Origin of the sequence: Pedobacter flavus, assembly GCF_036324285.1 — a bacterium.
Taxonomy (GTDB): Bacteria; Bacteroidota; Bacteroidia; order Sphingobacteriales; family Sphingobacteriaceae; genus Pedobacter; species Pedobacter flavus.
This window is the reverse complement of record NZ_JAZDQU010000001.1, coordinates 948,219-963,540: the sequence shown is the minus strand read 5'-3', so window position 1 is coordinate 963,540 and position 15,322 is coordinate 948,219. Positions and strand designations below refer to the sequence as shown.

At 34.0% G+C, this 15,322-nt stretch carries 14 protein-coding genes; 2 read left to right on the top strand and 12 right to left on the bottom strand.

What is annotated here, in order from left to right; genetic code table 11:
- Nucleotides 1–55: 55 nt before the first annotated feature.
- The 10 genes from VRU49_RS04510 to uvrB form a co-directional block, all read right to left on the bottom strand.
- On the bottom strand, nt 56–607 hold the full coding sequence (locus VRU49_RS04510; RefSeq protein ID WP_330145593.1) for a hypothetical protein: 552 nt from the start codon (nt 605–607) through the stop codon (nt 56–58).
- Nucleotides 607–1,899 carry a BamG family beta-barrel-assembly machinery protein gene (gene bamG, locus VRU49_RS04505; protein WP_330145592.1) on the bottom strand — a complete coding sequence of 431 codons (1,293 nt, stop codon included), beginning with the start codon at nt 1,897–1,899 and terminating at the stop codon, nt 607–609. The genes VRU49_RS04510 and bamG overlap by 1 nt, the downstream gene beginning before the upstream one ends.
- Nucleotides 1,890–2,633, bottom strand: coding sequence for a type III pantothenate kinase (locus tag VRU49_RS04500; RefSeq protein ID WP_330145591.1), 744 nt, complete (start codon nt 2,631–2,633; stop codon nt 1,890–1,892). The genes bamG and VRU49_RS04500 overlap by 10 nt, the downstream gene beginning before the upstream one ends.
- Nucleotides 2,634–2,724: 91 nt before the next feature.
- On the bottom strand, nt 2,725–3,648 hold the full coding sequence (locus VRU49_RS04495) for a DUF6427 family protein (protein ID WP_330145590.1): 924 nt from the start codon (nt 3,646–3,648) through the stop codon (nt 2,725–2,727).
- Nucleotides 3,649–3,760: 112 nt separating this feature from the next.
- The gene (locus VRU49_RS04490; protein ID WP_330145589.1) at nt 3,761–4,759 is read right to left on the bottom strand and encodes a glycosyltransferase family protein; all 999 of its coding nucleotides are present in this window, start codon (nt 4,757–4,759) and stop codon (nt 3,761–3,763) included.
- A 305-nt stretch (nt 4,760–5,064) separates the two neighbouring features.
- On the bottom strand, nt 5,065–7,539 hold the full coding sequence (locus VRU49_RS04485; protein ID WP_330145588.1) for a YfhO family protein: 2,475 nt from the start codon (nt 7,537–7,539) through the stop codon (nt 5,065–5,067).
- 819 nt (nt 7,540–8,358) lie between these two features.
- On the bottom strand, nt 8,359–8,625 hold the full coding sequence (locus tag VRU49_RS04480; protein WP_330145587.1) for a DUF4834 family protein: 267 nt from the start codon (nt 8,623–8,625) through the stop codon (nt 8,359–8,361).
- A gap of 99 nt (nt 8,626–8,724) precedes the next feature.
- The gene (locus tag VRU49_RS04475; RefSeq protein ID WP_330145586.1) at nt 8,725–8,919 is read right to left on the bottom strand and encodes a YwbE family protein; all 195 of its coding nucleotides are present in this window, start codon (nt 8,917–8,919) and stop codon (nt 8,725–8,727) included.
- 14 nt (nt 8,920–8,933) lie between these two features.
- On the bottom strand, nt 8,934–10,199 hold the full coding sequence (locus tag VRU49_RS04470; RefSeq protein ID WP_330145585.1) for a DUF3472 domain-containing protein: 1,266 nt from the start codon (nt 10,197–10,199) through the stop codon (nt 8,934–8,936).
- A complete protein-coding gene (uvrB, locus tag VRU49_RS04465) occupies nt 10,199–12,241 on the bottom strand; it encodes an excinuclease ABC subunit UvrB (RefSeq protein WP_330145584.1) in 2,043 nt (680 codons plus the stop codon). The genes VRU49_RS04470 and uvrB overlap by 1 nt, the downstream gene beginning before the upstream one ends.
- A gap of 316 nt (nt 12,242–12,557) precedes the next feature.
- Here uvrB and upp point away from each other — a divergent pair, with 316 nt between their 5' ends.
- Together upp and VRU49_RS04455 are read left to right on the top strand one after the other, a co-directional pair.
- Nucleotides 12,558–13,229, top strand: a complete 672-nt coding sequence (upp, locus tag VRU49_RS04460; RefSeq protein ID WP_330145583.1) for a uracil phosphoribosyltransferase — start codon at nt 12,558–12,560, stop codon at nt 13,227–13,229.
- 28 nt (nt 13,230–13,257) lie between these two features.
- The gene (locus tag VRU49_RS04455; RefSeq protein WP_330145582.1) at nt 13,258–13,947 is read left to right on the top strand and encodes a YjjG family noncanonical pyrimidine nucleotidase; all 690 of its coding nucleotides are present in this window, start codon (nt 13,258–13,260) and stop codon (nt 13,945–13,947) included.
- 17 nt (nt 13,948–13,964) lie between these two features.
- On the opposite strand, the gene VRU49_RS04450 is transcribed toward VRU49_RS04455, so the two are convergent.
- Nucleotides 13,965–14,507 (bottom strand): type 1 glutamine amidotransferase domain-containing protein, encoded by a 543-nt coding sequence (locus VRU49_RS04450; RefSeq protein ID WP_330145581.1) that lies wholly within the window; start codon nt 14,505–14,507, stop codon nt 13,965–13,967.
- Between the two features lie 68 nt (nt 14,508–14,575).
- The gene (locus VRU49_RS04445) at nt 14,576–15,322 is read right to left on the bottom strand and encodes a glycosyltransferase family 2 protein (RefSeq protein WP_330145580.1); all 747 of its coding nucleotides are present in this window, start codon (nt 15,320–15,322) and stop codon (nt 14,576–14,578) included.

The window sequence follows — 15,322 nt, the reverse complement described above, 5'->3', positions numbered from 1 at the left end:
AAAATTATATCGCTGAGGCCTAATTTAACCCAATTTTAATCCCAAAATTATTTATTTAAATGGCATCTGTATGCACTTCTGCAGTAGCTGCCGACATAGAAACCCTGCTAAAATCTTGCGCTGCATTAAAATTTTTGGCATTTAAAATAGTACCATCTTTCTTGGTGTACACGCCAGATGGCGATAAATATACCTGACCTATTTCGTCCCATGTAAGTTCTTCGGTTACATATTTACCTTCTGGATATATGATAACCACATTTTTTTTGAAAATGGTTTTTCGCTCAGATTCCTTTCTAATGGCATAATCAGAAGTTATAGAACCTTTTATAATCCCATTTTCATAAAAATCTATCTTAACGCCTTGTGGCATTTCCTGAATAAGATTGCCGTTAGATTCAGTGATTTTATCGATAATTGGCGCAAAACCTTTGGCTTTAACCATAGCAGAGTCGCTATAAATTATATCGCCTCCTATAGTACGATCCTTATTCAACTGAATTTTTTGAGCAGGAATAGCAGCAACTTTTTTTATATCGTCTTCTCCACAACTTTGAAGTGTAAGAATACCCAATACAACCAAATATGCCCCAACCCTCAATTTCATTAATCGAACTTAAATCTGGTAAACCATCTATCATTTAAGGTAAATCCTAAATGAAAGTTAACAAATTGTTCTTTCACCAAATTATTAGTTAATGTACCTCTAGTACCTAATTCAGCTGAAAAATTTAATTTAGAAAAAGTAAATCTATTTACTGTAGCTAATGGGAAGCCCATACCAACCGTTACAGATTTCTGATTTATATTTTGATTAGAAATATTTACATAAGATTTTTCATAAACCAATCCTAATCTATAATCTACTCTGTTAAAATAACCGCTTACCGCCATGATATCTGGTGTCCATTGTCCACCAACAGCTACCGATAATGTATTGGTTAAGCCTTGGTTAACGCCGCCGATTTCTAAACTCGACCAGTTTCCAACTTTTACATCAGCACCAAAAACCCAGTTATTATATTTTTGAATCGAGAACCCAAATCCGTGCGTTAATGGTAATTTAAATTTATTAGGCGCACTGGTTTGAATGTTCAAAGTATCTAACGCCGGATTATCATTACCTTCAGTATCTTTAGTGTATCTAGTAATCGTATTACTTACTTTAGAACTTAATTTTGTAGGAACAGTACCTGCGTAACCAATGATTAATTTAACCTTTGGGTTTAGGTCAAAATCATATTGAGCTCCATAAGAAAGGCTCATGCCGTAAATATTATCCTTTTCCTGAATTCTTACATTTAAAGCCGTAACATCTCCAAATTCAGTAGTTCTGGTTCTAATCATACTACCAAACATATATTCTAACGAAGCCCCTAATCTAAAACGGTCAGTAACTTTATAACCATAACCTAAATAAGCCTTAGTAATTCCACCTTCACCAGTAAACGATTGAGCGGTATTTAAAGTGTCAATTTTACCCGTCGATTTATAATCGTAACCCAACTCTGAATAAGGTAGTAAACCTATACTCATGCCTGATTTTTTTGTAACAGGAAAACCTATAGCAATATGATTAAAGGTTCCGTTTAAACTGTTCTCACTTTGATTACCCTTCTTAAGATTTAAATATTTTGCACTCATGCCAGCTTCTAAAGAAGTAATTGCATAAGAAGAAAATGCAGCAGGGTTTTGAGTATTTGAATAACTTATAGCTGTAGGTGCATTTATACCAATCCCTATACCACCCATTCCTCTAGATTTGGTTAAAGCACTGCTTTTTAAACTTCCTAATCCAAATTTTGAATATGGAGATTCTACTGTAATTTGAGCGATAGCTGGTAAACCAACAAATAATAAAACGGCTAGGGCGCTATATTTAGTAATTTTTAACTGCATGTTTCTAACTTAATAACTTCATTTAGTCCTTTTAAAACTAATAAGGGTTCTAAAATAATTTGTGGTGCAAAGATGCTACTTTTTAATCGCGACCACAATAGACTCGAATTTCCTCCGGTTAAGAATATTTTCAAGTCAGGATATTTTGTTTTATAATAATTTATATTTCCTTCAATTTCATAACAAACTCCTCCCAACACTCCCGCCTTTATGGCATCTATAGTGTTTTTCCCATCCGGAATTTCCACTTCTATTTCTTCTATTAGAGGCAATTTACCTGTAAATTGATGTAATGCTTTAAATCGCATTTCAATTCCAGGAGAAATACTACCTCCTTCATATTCTTTTCCATTTCTAAGGAAATCTATTGTAATACAAGTTCCTGCATCCACAACTAGACTATCCCCATTCAAATTAAGCCTACTTACTGCAATCATTTTAGCCCATCGGTCTTCGCCTAATGTGCTTTGAGTTTGATAATTACTCGTTAACCCGGCTTTAATTTGCGTGCCAAATTTTATTACTTCTATAAACTTAGATAATAATTCTACCCACGCCTTTCCTTTCCCACTTACATCAGAAATAATAGCTTTTTCTATCTTATTACGGCTTATCCATTCCGAAATAACCGTTTCATTTAATGCAAGATTATATTTAACCTCCAATAAATTATTGTCCTCAAAAATACCAAACTTAGTATTTGTATTCCCAATATCTATTATAAGGTTTTTCATGTAAAGAGCTAATATTTATAAAAACCTACCATCCACCGCACAAAGCTATTAATCTTTGAGTTTTTAAACACTATGTTATTGTTAAAAAAGGTTAAACAAACAAGAAATACTGTATGGTTAAAAATAAAACTAAAAAGATTGATTCATAAAACCACTTAATTCTTGCATTTGAAAAATAATAAGCCAACAATACTGAACCTGAAGGTATGCACAATAAAAAATGATAAATTCTAAAATTTGGCTTAGCATAAACACTTAAAAAAGCGACTATAAACATGAAAAACAAAATCTGGAATGCTCTTCTTGTATGAATAAAACTCTTAAAATATTTTTCTCTTAGTTGAATACTCGCTAAAACCAAAATTAATATTACGGGAATTAAGCTAAAATAATCCGAATAATTGATTATAAACACGGCAGGGAATCCATTTGCTAATGGCGTCCATATTTTATAAAACTGATTTATGTTATCATTCCAATAATAAAATACAGCCAAAAAGAAAAAGATGGTTAAAAATCCTAAAGGACCCATTATCCACTCTCTCCAATTAAAAGGACGACTCATGATTAAACTTAACCAAATCAATAAAAGCATTACTGAGAATGGGAAATAAATTAATGCCCCGATGGCTATAATCATTCCGCTATCATAAAGCATTCTATGAGGCTGATTACTTTTACCCAGTTTTAAAAATTTATCTATTAGCCAAATCAATAAGAAATTACAAACCAAAGGAGGTGATATAATTAAAAATGGCAAGAATAAACTCGACGTAACGATGTAAACCAAAGCGCCTAAATAGCCTGGCTTTGCAACCAAACCGTGATTATTAATAACCCTATTAAATAATAGAGCTTGAATAAATACCAATACCGCAGCCACCGAAACATTGGCTATTGGCGACAATTGAGTGGTAGGAATACTTAAAAACAACTTGGTATATGGCTCTATAAACTCGAAGTTTAATTGGCTGGGCGGATTAATATAAAAAGCCAACCTCATTAAAAATGCCATTACAAAAAGTAATAGGATGTTGATTGGGTTTAAAGTTTTGAAAATATTTATCACTACTCGTTTATGGCTAATTTACTTACGTTTGAATATAAATATATCTATTTACACTTCGTTATTTAAAATTGGGTTTAGCATAGGTTTTAACAATATGCTCTACAATTGCCGCAGACTCATCTGGAAAATCAAAGTTATAATTTTGAGAATTATTAACCCACATTTTAATGGTGGGCAACCAATTTTTATCACTGGCCCACAATACTGGAATACCCAATTCCTTTAATGCATAGGCGTTGCATTGCTGTTCATATTGATAACGCATTGGCGCAACCAACAATTTCTTTTTTAAAAATAATGCTTCTGATGGGCCTTCAAAACCTCCACCAGATAATAATCCGGCACAGCCCTCCAAACTTTTAATATAATTAGTATTCGTGATGGGTTGGATATTTATATTTCCAACACTATAGCTTGTATTACTATGTTTAGAAAACACCTGCCATTGGATTTCGGGAATCTGACTTAAAAGTTTTATTAAATATTCATCTGCCAATGCAGGTAAATAAACCGTATAATAACCCTGGTTTATTGGATTTAAACCTCTAATCTCAGAACGAATTACCGGTGTATAAATAAAATCATCGTATTTTTTAAAATGAAAGCCAAAATGCTTGGTTGCAGGGGCATAATATTTTAGTATCAATTCTGCCCAATCTACACTCTTAGGTTTAGGGACTTTATTAGATATAAATGCACTTTGGTGACTTAATCCAATACATTTCACACCTTTTAGCTTACAGGCCCAAGCTGTTACGGGCTCAAAATCATTGATTATTAAATCGTACTGCTCAATTGGAATTCTATACATATCCTGATACAGTCTTCGAAGATTCATCAATTTAAATGTAGCATAATGATCTACACCTCCTTTTTTACCAAAGACAAAACTAAACCCATGAAGTTTATACTTTATTTCTTGATCTAAAGTTACGTCGGCCTGAGTACCACTCAATAAAATATCGAGATCGCCATATTGTTGAAACAAGGGGACTAATTCCCGCGCTCTACTTACATGGCCATTACCTGTGCCTTGAATGGCGTATAAGATTTTCATCAACCACTAATATCGTGATTTATTTCTGGTTGAAGAAAGTAGATTTCTAAACGATACTAAAAATAGATCTTCTTTAATCCGTTTGATTTAGTCTTTTTCTTCCTCCACAAATGATTCGAATGAGCTAAATGCATAAGCAATTATAGCTATTATTAAAACTATAAAGAAGATTAAATCCATAAATAGTTGTTTGTTTAAAGATAAGACAACCATATTATATAATTGTTACGCTTTCAATAAGTTATAAATAAAAAGAGGTGTATTTTCTTTTGAAAATACACCTCTTTTTGTTCTATCAATTAAGCTTAATTATCCTTTCTCCTTCTGAAAAAAGCCATTCCTAATCCACCAATTAACAATAATGAACCTGCTAAAGATATTTTTTCTCCTAAATAATAAGATTTAGGTTCAAATTTAAATTCAACTTTATGGTTACCAGCTTTTAATTGAGCTGCTCTTAAAATATAATTTGCTCTGAAATAAGGTTGCTCTTCGCCATCAATGTACATTTTCCAACCTTTATTATAATATACTTCCGAAAATACTGCAATTGCATCCTTAGAAATACTATACTCATAAGTTAAATGATCTGGATGATAATTAACCAATTTAATGAACCCTTCTGCTCCCGAACCTAAATTTTGCGAAGTTATTAATGGTCTGTATTGTTGATCTACAACCACTTCATTTTTAGGATCGAAGCTGCTTATTGCTTGCATCTCTTGATCTGCATTTTTAACAAATTGAATGTTACCCACAAACCATGCGTTACCACAAGCAGTAGGATTACGCTGCATATTATAAGCGCCAGTTTCAGGGTTTCTAGAAATGATATATTTGGTATTAAACATATCTAAAACGTCCTGATTTACACTCTTATAAAATTGATTATCGGCAATCTCTTGAATTCTCATCAATCTTGCCGAATGAAATCCTCCGACTGTTTTATGGAAAAACGATGTTTCTGAGCTCTTAAATGGATCTCCCAAAGTGGCATCGTAAACTCTAAAGTTTGGATCTTTATCAGCAGCAATAAATGTATCTACTTCACGTGGTTGATAATGTTGTGCTAATTGTGATTTAGGAACAAAGTTATCGCTATTTAAGTAGCGCTTATCTACCTGCCAAAGGTCTATTAATACAATAATGGCCAATAATATAAATACTGTATTGTTTTGTAATTTCTTAGAAATTAATGCCCATATTAATCCAAAACCTAATAAAACAAAAACCAATGTTCTAAATGCATCGGCTCTAGCCAAGCTAATTCTATCTTTTACCAATGCATCCATTATGGTATTGGCAACGGTTGCATCGTTGTTAAAACCTTGTGTTAATGCCTGTAAAACCGCAGCATGATCTGGCGTAGTAAAGCTGAAGAATAAGGTTGGCATAATTAAAACAATTAATGCAATTCCTCCTGTTATACCTGCAGACCACGTTAATTTTTTAATTAAATATCTTTGGTCGTATTTTCCATCTAATGCTTCTTGAATAGCCAAAACTGCTAATAAAGGAACCAGCAAGCCCACAACTGCCAAGATAGATTCTACTGCTCTAAATTTATTATACATTGGTACATAATTAAAGAACAAATCAGACACTAGTGGGAAGTTTTTACCAAACGATAAAAGCAATAACAATACTGAAGTTGCTAATATCCACCACTTCCATCTATGTTTAACGATGAACAAACCGAAGACGAATAAAAAGCACACTATTGCACCAAAATAATATGGACCAGCAGTTCCCGGTTTTAATCCCCAATATTGTTGCATGCCTAATTGTTGTGCCAATTGGGCAATTAACTGTGGGGTTTGACCCTGACCGTACGGTTCTAAAGCCTTAAACAAATTACTTTCTGGCTTAATTAATTCATCGATACTTGTTGCGCCACCATATATATTTGGAATTAAGAATGAGAAGCTTTCTCCCACACCTTGACTCCATTGATAGGCGTATTCCTTACTTAATCCCTTATCTTCACCTGGAATTTTAACAGTTAAATTAGCATTACCACGGATGGTTTCTTTACTGTATTCGTAGGTAGTCCACAAAGTCCCCGCATTAACCATTATAGCCACAATAACCCCTAATCCTATAAAACCAATGCTTTTAGTGAAAGGTTTAATACGATTGTTTTTATAGGCATCGTATAATTCAACTATAATTAAAATAAATATGGCGATAAACAAATAATAAGTCATTTGTACGTGGTTAGAGCGTATCTCTAATGCCAAAAACAAGGCGGTTAATGAACCTCCCAACCAATATTTACCTCTTAAAGCAAGTATTATCCCTGCTAATATTGGTGCAAAAAAACCAATTGCTAATGCTTTATTGGCATGACCAGCTGCAATAATTATGAAATTATATGAAGTAAATGATACCGCAATTGCTCCCGCAGCTGCAAGAAATGGATTTACTTTTAGTACACAAAATAATAAATAAGCACCTATCAAGTATAATAATACAGTACCTACTGGCTCAGGGAATGCACCTTTTATAACATCAATACCATAAGTAGAAATATTATAAGGGTATTTTACCCAAATTTGATACGCTGGCATCCCTCCGAACATCTGGTTAGTCCATAAAGGGGCTTTACCATCACGCTCACGAAACTCCATTATTTCCTTTTGCATTGCTTTTGCCTGCAATACATCGCCCTGAACAGGAGCTTTCCCTTGAATTACCGGACTGAAATAGGCAAAACAGATTACCACAAAAAAGGCAATAATACCTATGTGGATAGCATTTTTATTTAACCAATTCTTCATTAATATTTGTTTAGTTTTTGTCAGTCTCAAAAATATAAAAATTTTACGCATCCACTAATAATTCTGTGCATACAAAATTTTTGCGCTATTAAGACTAAACTTTCAGATCTTGGAAATACTGAAATGCCCAAACCGTAATCATGTGCCCCCCGGGCCGTCCTCCTAGAGCATTTACCCCCGACCCGTACTCCTGGAGCGAAATGCAATGAAGCGATAGGATCTCATAGACTTCTTCATCAGATCCTATCGGCCAACTTTCGTTGCACTCCAGGTTGAGCCTCCAGGATGACCAAACTGGGGTAATCCTGGAGAAATTGTCCCACGGAGTCGTCCTCCTGCAGTAATTATCCCCCAACCCGTCCTCCTGGAGCGGAATGCTATGAAGCGATAGGGTCTAATAGACTTCTTCATCAGATCCTATTGCCTATCTTTCGTTACACTCAAGGCTAGGCTTCCAGGATGACCGATCGGGGGTAATCCCGCAGCGGAATGCAATGTAGTGACCCCATGACTTGTCCTCCTGGAGCGAAATGCAATGAAGCGATAAGATCTCATAGACTTCTTCATCAGATCCTATCGGCCAACTTTCGTTACACTCAAGGCTAGGCTTCCAGGATGACCGATCGGGGGTAATCCCGGAGCGGAATGCAATGTAGTGACCCCCGACCCGTCCTCCTGGAGCGAAATGCAATGAAGCGATAGGATCTCATAGACTAGTTCATCAAATCCCATTGGCCAACTTTCGTTACACTCAAGGTTGAGCCTTTAGGATGACCAGTCCAGGGTAATCCTGAAATGAAATGAAACGGAATGAAGAACCTATTTTTCCTTTAAATCTTCGAAATCAACAAAATCTCCTAATTTATCGGTCTTACCAGATTTTGCCGTAGGAGGCACATAGTCAATTGATATTGAACCTTCTGGTTTATTTTGAGTTTGTCTACGATATTGTTGTTGTTGCTGTTGAAACTGATGTCCCATTTTATTCACTGCTTTTTGCAAGAATAATGGAAGTATTAGGCGCAATAAGAACCTAATTATATAAAATATAATCAGCGTTATCAGTATAAATTTTATAATTCCCATAATGTTTGTATTGCAAATATAAGACCGACCCGTTAAAATTTTGTTACTGCAAAATCACATAATTGCAATATAATGACGTGCCGACTTACTCCTGTGTAACTATTCTAAAATATTTGCTACTCTACCAACCTGACCATCTTCTAATTTCACTTTTATACCTCTCGAATGAAAAGGGGCCGAGGTTAATATAGCTTTTACAACTCCTTCCGTTAAAACACCTGTACGTTGATCCCTTTTCAAAATTACTTCTACTAGTAACCCAGGATAAATATCCTTCCTATTCTGCCCGTTCATTTTTATATGGCTTGTTATTCTAATGATTTTAAATTTATTAAAGGTTGCTTGTTTGATGGAATTCGAGAGAATACACTCCCCGCATTCGTATATTCATTAAAAAAACCGCAGTTCTCTAAATAATATCCTTCCCCTGATTTCCCTCCGGCATAATCCATCCTAAATTTTGATCTAGCCGTATTATCCATACTAAATCTGGCTTGGGTTAACTCCACCCAATTACCCTTCGCATCTGCTACCCATTGATTATTAAACTCCACTTTTCGCCTAATATTACCCGTTTCGGGGATAAAATTCTCTAAAAAAGAGTGAAATCTTTTTAAATATGTGGACGTTTTAGGACGTTTAAAGCTCGCAATAAGTTGCCATTCTCCTAACTCAGGTGGAAAAAACCAAGCTGTATAAGTAGTTGTACTATCTACACCAGTCTCACCCTTTAATAAAAATTTATAGGTATTTCCTGCCTTCCAATTGTATTTTAAAAAGCTTTGTCCACCACTCCCCTCATTACCAAACTCACCCGTATAAACGTCCTTTCCCTTTTTTAACATCTTAATTTTTTGGTCTTCAGGAATCGACTTTGGATCGTCAGTATTAAATGGGCTCCATACGGAAAACAGTATTCTTCTTTCTGTTTCTGAATTTACCTGAATTCCAAAATAGCCCTCAGCGAAGCCATTCGCCATATAATAAGAACCAATAACATCTTCTCCCACAGGAACGGTTATTTCATTATAAAAATAAGTTGCATTAAAATTATTTGGCAACGGATAAGTTAAATGTACCGATGGACCTCTTCTGCCCCAATAAAACATATTGCCTTCATTATTTTTAACAAAAGCTGGATGACCATTTAAAGCTGAACCACTTAAGTTTAAATGTTCTATCGCTGGAAATTGATTGCCAAATTTCTTTATTCCATGAAGTTCAATTTTCAAATATCCAGTATCCAGATTTCCCCAAGTTAATACCTTCGGCATAGTTCCACCCTTTTTTAATTCTATGGTTTTTACAACACCATTTATTTTAAACGATAGAACAGCCTCATCTTTTACTGGGAAATTGGAAAAATCAATACTTAATAAACCCTTTGTGGTAGTTCTGATATAAAGATTAAAAAATTCTTCCTGCTTAATCCAATTCTGGATTCCAGATTTGGTGATTGTTTTTGAGTCTTTTAAATTACTAAATGCATTTCCTCCGAGTGGAAACACAATAGATTGTGCATTTACAACTATAGACACCAACGAAACGATTATAAATAGGCCTATTTTCTTCATTATTTCCCGAATTTTTCTTCAAACATTTTTTCAAGCGCAAACATTTCGTCACGTAATTTCGCCGCCTGAAGGAAGTCCATTTCCTTAGCTGCTTTTTGCATATCTTTTTTAGTCTTATCTATTACTTTTTGCATGTCAGTTTTACTCATATACTGAACAATAGGGTCCGCAGCAATACTTAATTCAGCATTTTCTACATAAGCACGCGCTTTATTAGCAAGGTTTGCCTGCGAAAAATCGACAACCGATGTTTGTTCTAATATTGCTTCTCTCGATTTTCCAACCGTTTTAGGCGTTATACCATGTTTTAAATTATATGCAATTTGTTTTTCCCTACGCCTATTTGTCTCCTCAATCGTTTTAGTCATACTATCAGTCATGCCGTCTGCATACATGATAACTCTTCCTTTCTCATTTCTCGCTGCACGTCCTATAGTTTGAATAAGTGCACGTTCTGACCTTAAAAAACCTTCTTTATCTGCATCTAAAATCGCAACTAAAGTTACTTCTGGTAAATCTAACCCTTCTCTCAATAAATTAATACCAACCAGAACATCAAATTCCCCCAATCGCAATCCCCTTAAAATCTCAACGCGTTCTAAAGTTTTAATTTCAGAATGGATATATCTCGTTTTTATATTTATTCTATCTAAGTATTTTGTGAGTTCTTCAGCCATTCTTTTGGTTAAAGTAGTTACCAATACCCTACCACCATCTTTAATTGTTAAATCTATTTGATCTAATAAATCATCTACCTGATTTACCGCTGGTCTAACATCTATTATTGGATCTAATAATCCAGTTGGCCTAATTACTTGTTCTACAACAACGCCATCCGATTTCTCTAATTCGTATTCGGCTGGTGTTGCACTTACATAAATTGTTTGTGGTGCCAAGGCTTCAAATTCGTTAAAATTTAATGGCCTATTGTCAAGCGCAGCGGGCAACCTAAAACCATGTTCAACCAAGGCTAATTTCCTAGACCTATCTCCGCCATACATGGCTCGTATTTGAGGAACCGTAACATGACTTTCATCAATCACCATTAAATAATCGTCAGGGAAATAATCTAATAAACAGAATGGTCTCATTCCAGGAGTTCTTCCATCAAAAAACCTTGAATAATTCTCAATACCCGAACAATAACCCAATTCCTTCATCATTTCTATATCAAAATTGGTTCGCTCTTCTAATCGCTTAGCTTCAATAATATGATTATCAGCAATCAGCTGGTTTTTCCTAACTTCTAACTCTTCTTGAATAGCCCAAATACTTTGATTAAACCTATCTTTTGGCGTAACAAATAAGTTTGCAGGATAAATAGCCATATCCTTCATCTTTTCTATTGTTTTTCCTGAAACAGGATCAATTAGCATTAATTCCTCGATATCGTCACCAAAAAAAGAAATCCTATAAGCATGGTCTAAGTAGGCTGGAAACACATCTACTGTATCTCCTTTCACTCTAAATGTACCACGCTTAAATTCATGTGTTGTCCTGGAATATAAAATCTCAACCAGACTATGCAAAAAAGAATTTCTTGAGATTTTTAGTCCAACCGCAATTCTAAAAACAGATTTAGAAAAATCTTCAGGATTTCCCATACCATAGATACAAGAAATTGAGGATACCACAATTATATCCCTCCTACCCGACATTAAAGAAGAAGTTGTTCTTAATCTCAGCTTTTCTATTTCTTCATTTATACTTAAATCTTTTTCGATATAGGTATTAGTTGATGCAATAAAAGCCTCCGGCTGATAATAATCATAATAAGAAACAAAATAATTGACAGAATTTTCCGGAAAAAACTGCTTAAACTCACCGTATAACTGGGCTGCCAAAGTTTTATTGTGACTTAAAATTAAGGTAGGTTTTTGCGTACGCTCAATTACATTGGCAATACTAAACGTTTTTCCAGAACCTGTAACCCCTAATAATGTTTGATAATGCTCTCCCGAATTTACCCCTTCTACCAATTGCTCAATTGCCTGTGGCTGATCGCCTGTAGGCACATAATCTGATACGATTTTAAATTGCATATAATTACAACATCTCCTTCATCTAAAAATACTAAAAATTTTGGTAAAAAAACTCAATCTTTCAAAAAATCAAGATTAAAACCATCTAAGGTTAACTAACTAACCTTATTAATACAAAACTTTAATCTAAGGATTGATATAATATATCGAACTTCAAATTATATAATTTCTAAATTATTAGGTTCTTTATGCTTTAAATTATATGCTTGCATAATAAATTAATTAAAGTTTATTTTAAAATAATTGAGATGTAGTTTCTTTATTAAAATATGCTAAATTTATAAAATAGAGTTCCCTATACGAAAAGATTAAGATTATGCAAAAAACCAATAAAATCTCATCCAAATTATATGTTTTAGCAGAAAATCCTTCTATTGGCAATACCTATATCGCCGAAATCAGAGATGTAGAAATACAAACCGATCGTTTAAGATTTAGAAGAAATTTAGAGAGAATTGGAGAATGTTTAGCATTTGAACTTAGCAAAACTTTAAAATATATATCAAAATCTATTCAAACCCCACTAGGTATTGCAGATTGTAATGTGCTTGAAGAGCAGCCTGTTTTAGGGACAATTCTTAGAGCAGGATTACCACTTCATCAAGGTGTTATGAATGTTTTCGACCGATCTTCTTCTTGTTTTATAGGTGCTTATAGAAAGGTTAATAAAGGTGGGGCATTTTCTATTCAAATGGATTATGTTACATCGCCCGATTTAAACGGTAAGACTTTAATTTTATGTGACCCAATGTTAGCAACTGGACAGAGTTTAGTTTTAACCTGTAAGGATTTAAAAAGTAGATTTAAGGTAAAAGAACTTCATATAATATCGGCTATTGCCAGCACTGAAGGGGTAGAACATGTTAAAGCCAATTTGCCTGAAGCGCATTTATGGATTGGTGCAATTGATAATGAGATGACCTCTAAATCATATATTGTTCCTGGATTAGGAGATGCAGGTGACCTAGCTTTTGGAGAAAAACTGTAATTTTGTGGCTTAATAAAAGTTACATTTTTTGAAAAAACATATCTTTTTTGATTTAGATCATACGCTTTGGGATTTCGATAGAAATGCAGAAGAAACTTTGTTGGAGTTATATGAAAAATATGAACTTCAGGAAAGAGGCGTGAAATCTGCTGCTCAATTTATTGAAATTTATACCGAAAATAACCATAGGCTATGGGCAGAATACCATTTAGGTAAAGTAACTAAAGATTATCTTCGAGAAAATAGGTTTAAGTCTACTTTTCTGTCATTAGGTATGAATCCTGAAAATATTCCCTATGAATTTGAAGACGAATATGTTAACATTAGCCCAACAAAAACCAAATTATTTGAAGGCGCTGTAGATGTTCTAAATTATTTACAAGAGAAATATACACTTCATATTATCTCAAACGGATTTAAAACTACAACCACTACCAAATTACAGGTTTGTGATTTAAATAAATACTTTAAGAATGTATTTATTTCAGAAGATATTGGACACAATAAACCTAGTCCACATATATTTAAACAAGCATTAGAAGTGGCTGGTGCCTTTAAAGAAGAGGCGATTATGATAGGCGATAGTTTAGAAGCAGATATTTATGGCGCTTTAAATTTTGGCATGGATGCTATATTTTTTAATCCTACTCAAAAATTAGTCCCAGAAGATGTGCCACTCACTATTACACACCTAAAAGAACTTCAAGAAATATTTTAGCCTAATACAAATTTGTATTAGGCCTCATGATGAACCCCTTCACTAAATTCTTCAATAATTTTATGAATAAAGGCAGGTAAATCTGCCGGCGTTCTACTGGTTACCAACCCATTATCTACCACAACCTCTTCATCAACCCAATTTACTCCAGCATTAATTAAATCCTTGCTAATGGCTTTTACAGAGGTCATTTTTCTACCATCTACAACTGCTGCATTTATTAATGTTTGAGGTCCGTGGCAAATTGCTGCTACAGGTTTTTTATGCTGAAAGAAGTTTCTGACAAAAGCTAAAGCTTCCTCCTTTGTTCTTAAAGTATCTGGGTTTATTACTCCTCCAGGCAGTAAAAGTCCGTCGTATTCATCAGCTTTTGCCTCATCAATTGTTTTATCGACACCTACTTTAATAGACCAATCTCCATGTTTCCAGGCTTTAATCATCCCTCGTTTTAAGCTCACCACATCTACCTGTGCTCCTTCTTCTTTTAGCCGTTTTACTGGATCAGTTAACTCTACCTCTTCAAATCCATCAGTTGCTAATACCGCAATCTTTTTATTCATTAATCTTCCCATACTAAATAGTAAATTTTCTATAAATACAAGTTGACCGAAAAATTTGTTTTGATTTTTTAATCGTTTGTACGACGATTTTTTAAAAAGTAGGTGGCCAAATTGAATGCTATAACCACATGATTAAAAAGCGTAGGAATTAATCCGTAATATTTTGCGAAGATATTAAAGCGCTCTTTTAAACTTTCAAAATGTTTTTGTTTTGAAACACCGCCCACTAAATATTTGGCTACATACATATTGGTATTAACAATTTTTGTGGCTCTTTTCGCGCATTTAATAATCCAATCTATGTCTGAACTATACTTATACTGTAGGTCGTACGGCGTGGTTAAGGACTTTTTAATATAAATTGCTTGGTGACTAATATTCATGCCGTATTTAAAGCTCTTCCAATTAAAAGATTTAGGAATAGAATGCCTTCTTTTTCCCAAACTCTCCAATTGCTCATTAAACATTTCTGTTTCTCCGTAGTAAATATCAGCCGACAATTCTGTTTTAAACACTTCCTCAACAGTCGAATGATCGTAAATTTCATCACCCGAATTCATAAACAATACATATTCGCCAGTTGCAGCCGCTAATCCCTTATTCATGGCATCGTAAATACCATTGTCTTTTTCAGAAATATAGACAGCCAATTTGTCTTTATATTCTTCTATAATATTTTTTGTGCCATCGGTTGACCCACCATCAATTACAATGTATTCTATACTTTTAAAAGTTTGATTAAGTACAGAAAGCATGGTTCTACGAATGTTTTTTACATCGTTGTAAACAATAGTAATTATAGAAACTTTAATCAT

Excerpts from the sequence above, each read along its gene's own strand:
- VRU49_RS04510 (WP_330145593.1), bottom strand. The coding sequence starts at position 607 with ATGAAATTGAGGGTTGGGGCATATTTGGTTGTATTGGGTATTCTTACA.
- bamG (WP_330145592.1), bottom strand. The coding sequence starts at position 1,899 with ATGCAGTTAAAAATTACTAAATATAGCGCCCTAGCCGTTTTATTATTT.
- VRU49_RS04500 (WP_330145591.1), bottom strand. The coding sequence starts at position 2,633 with ATGAAAAACCTTATAATAGATATTGGGAATACAAATACTAAGTTTGGT.
- VRU49_RS04495 (WP_330145590.1), bottom strand. The coding sequence starts at position 3,648 with ATGGCATTTTTAATGAGGTTGGCTTTTTATATTAATCCGCCCAGCCAA.
- VRU49_RS04490 (WP_330145589.1), bottom strand. The coding sequence starts at position 4,759 with ATGAAAATCTTATACGCCATTCAAGGCACAGGTAATGGCCATGTAAGT.
- VRU49_RS04485 (WP_330145588.1), bottom strand. The coding sequence starts at position 7,539 with ATGAAGAATTGGTTAAATAAAAATGCTATCCACATAGGTATTATTGCC.
- VRU49_RS04480 (WP_330145587.1), bottom strand. The coding sequence starts at position 8,625 with ATGGGAATTATAAAATTTATACTGATAACGCTGATTATATTTTATATA.
- VRU49_RS04475 (WP_330145586.1), bottom strand. The coding sequence starts at position 8,919 with ATGAACGGGCAGAATAGGAAGGATATTTATCCTGGGTTACTAGTAGAA.
- VRU49_RS04470 (WP_330145585.1), bottom strand. The coding sequence starts at position 10,199 with ATGAAGAAAATAGGCCTATTTATAATCGTTTCGTTGGTGTCTATAGTT.
- uvrB (WP_330145584.1), bottom strand. The coding sequence starts at position 12,241 with ATGCAATTTAAAATCGTATCAGATTATGTGCCTACAGGCGATCAGCCA.
- upp (WP_330145583.1), top strand. The coding sequence starts at position 12,558 with ATGCAAAAAACCAATAAAATCTCATCCAAATTATATGTTTTAGCAGAA.
- VRU49_RS04450 (WP_330145581.1), bottom strand. The coding sequence starts at position 14,507 with ATGAATAAAAAGATTGCGGTATTAGCAACTGATGGATTTGAAGAGGTA.
- VRU49_RS04445 (WP_330145580.1), bottom strand. The coding sequence starts at position 15,322 with ATGATTAAAGTTTCTATAATTACTATTGTTTACAACGATGTAAAAAAC.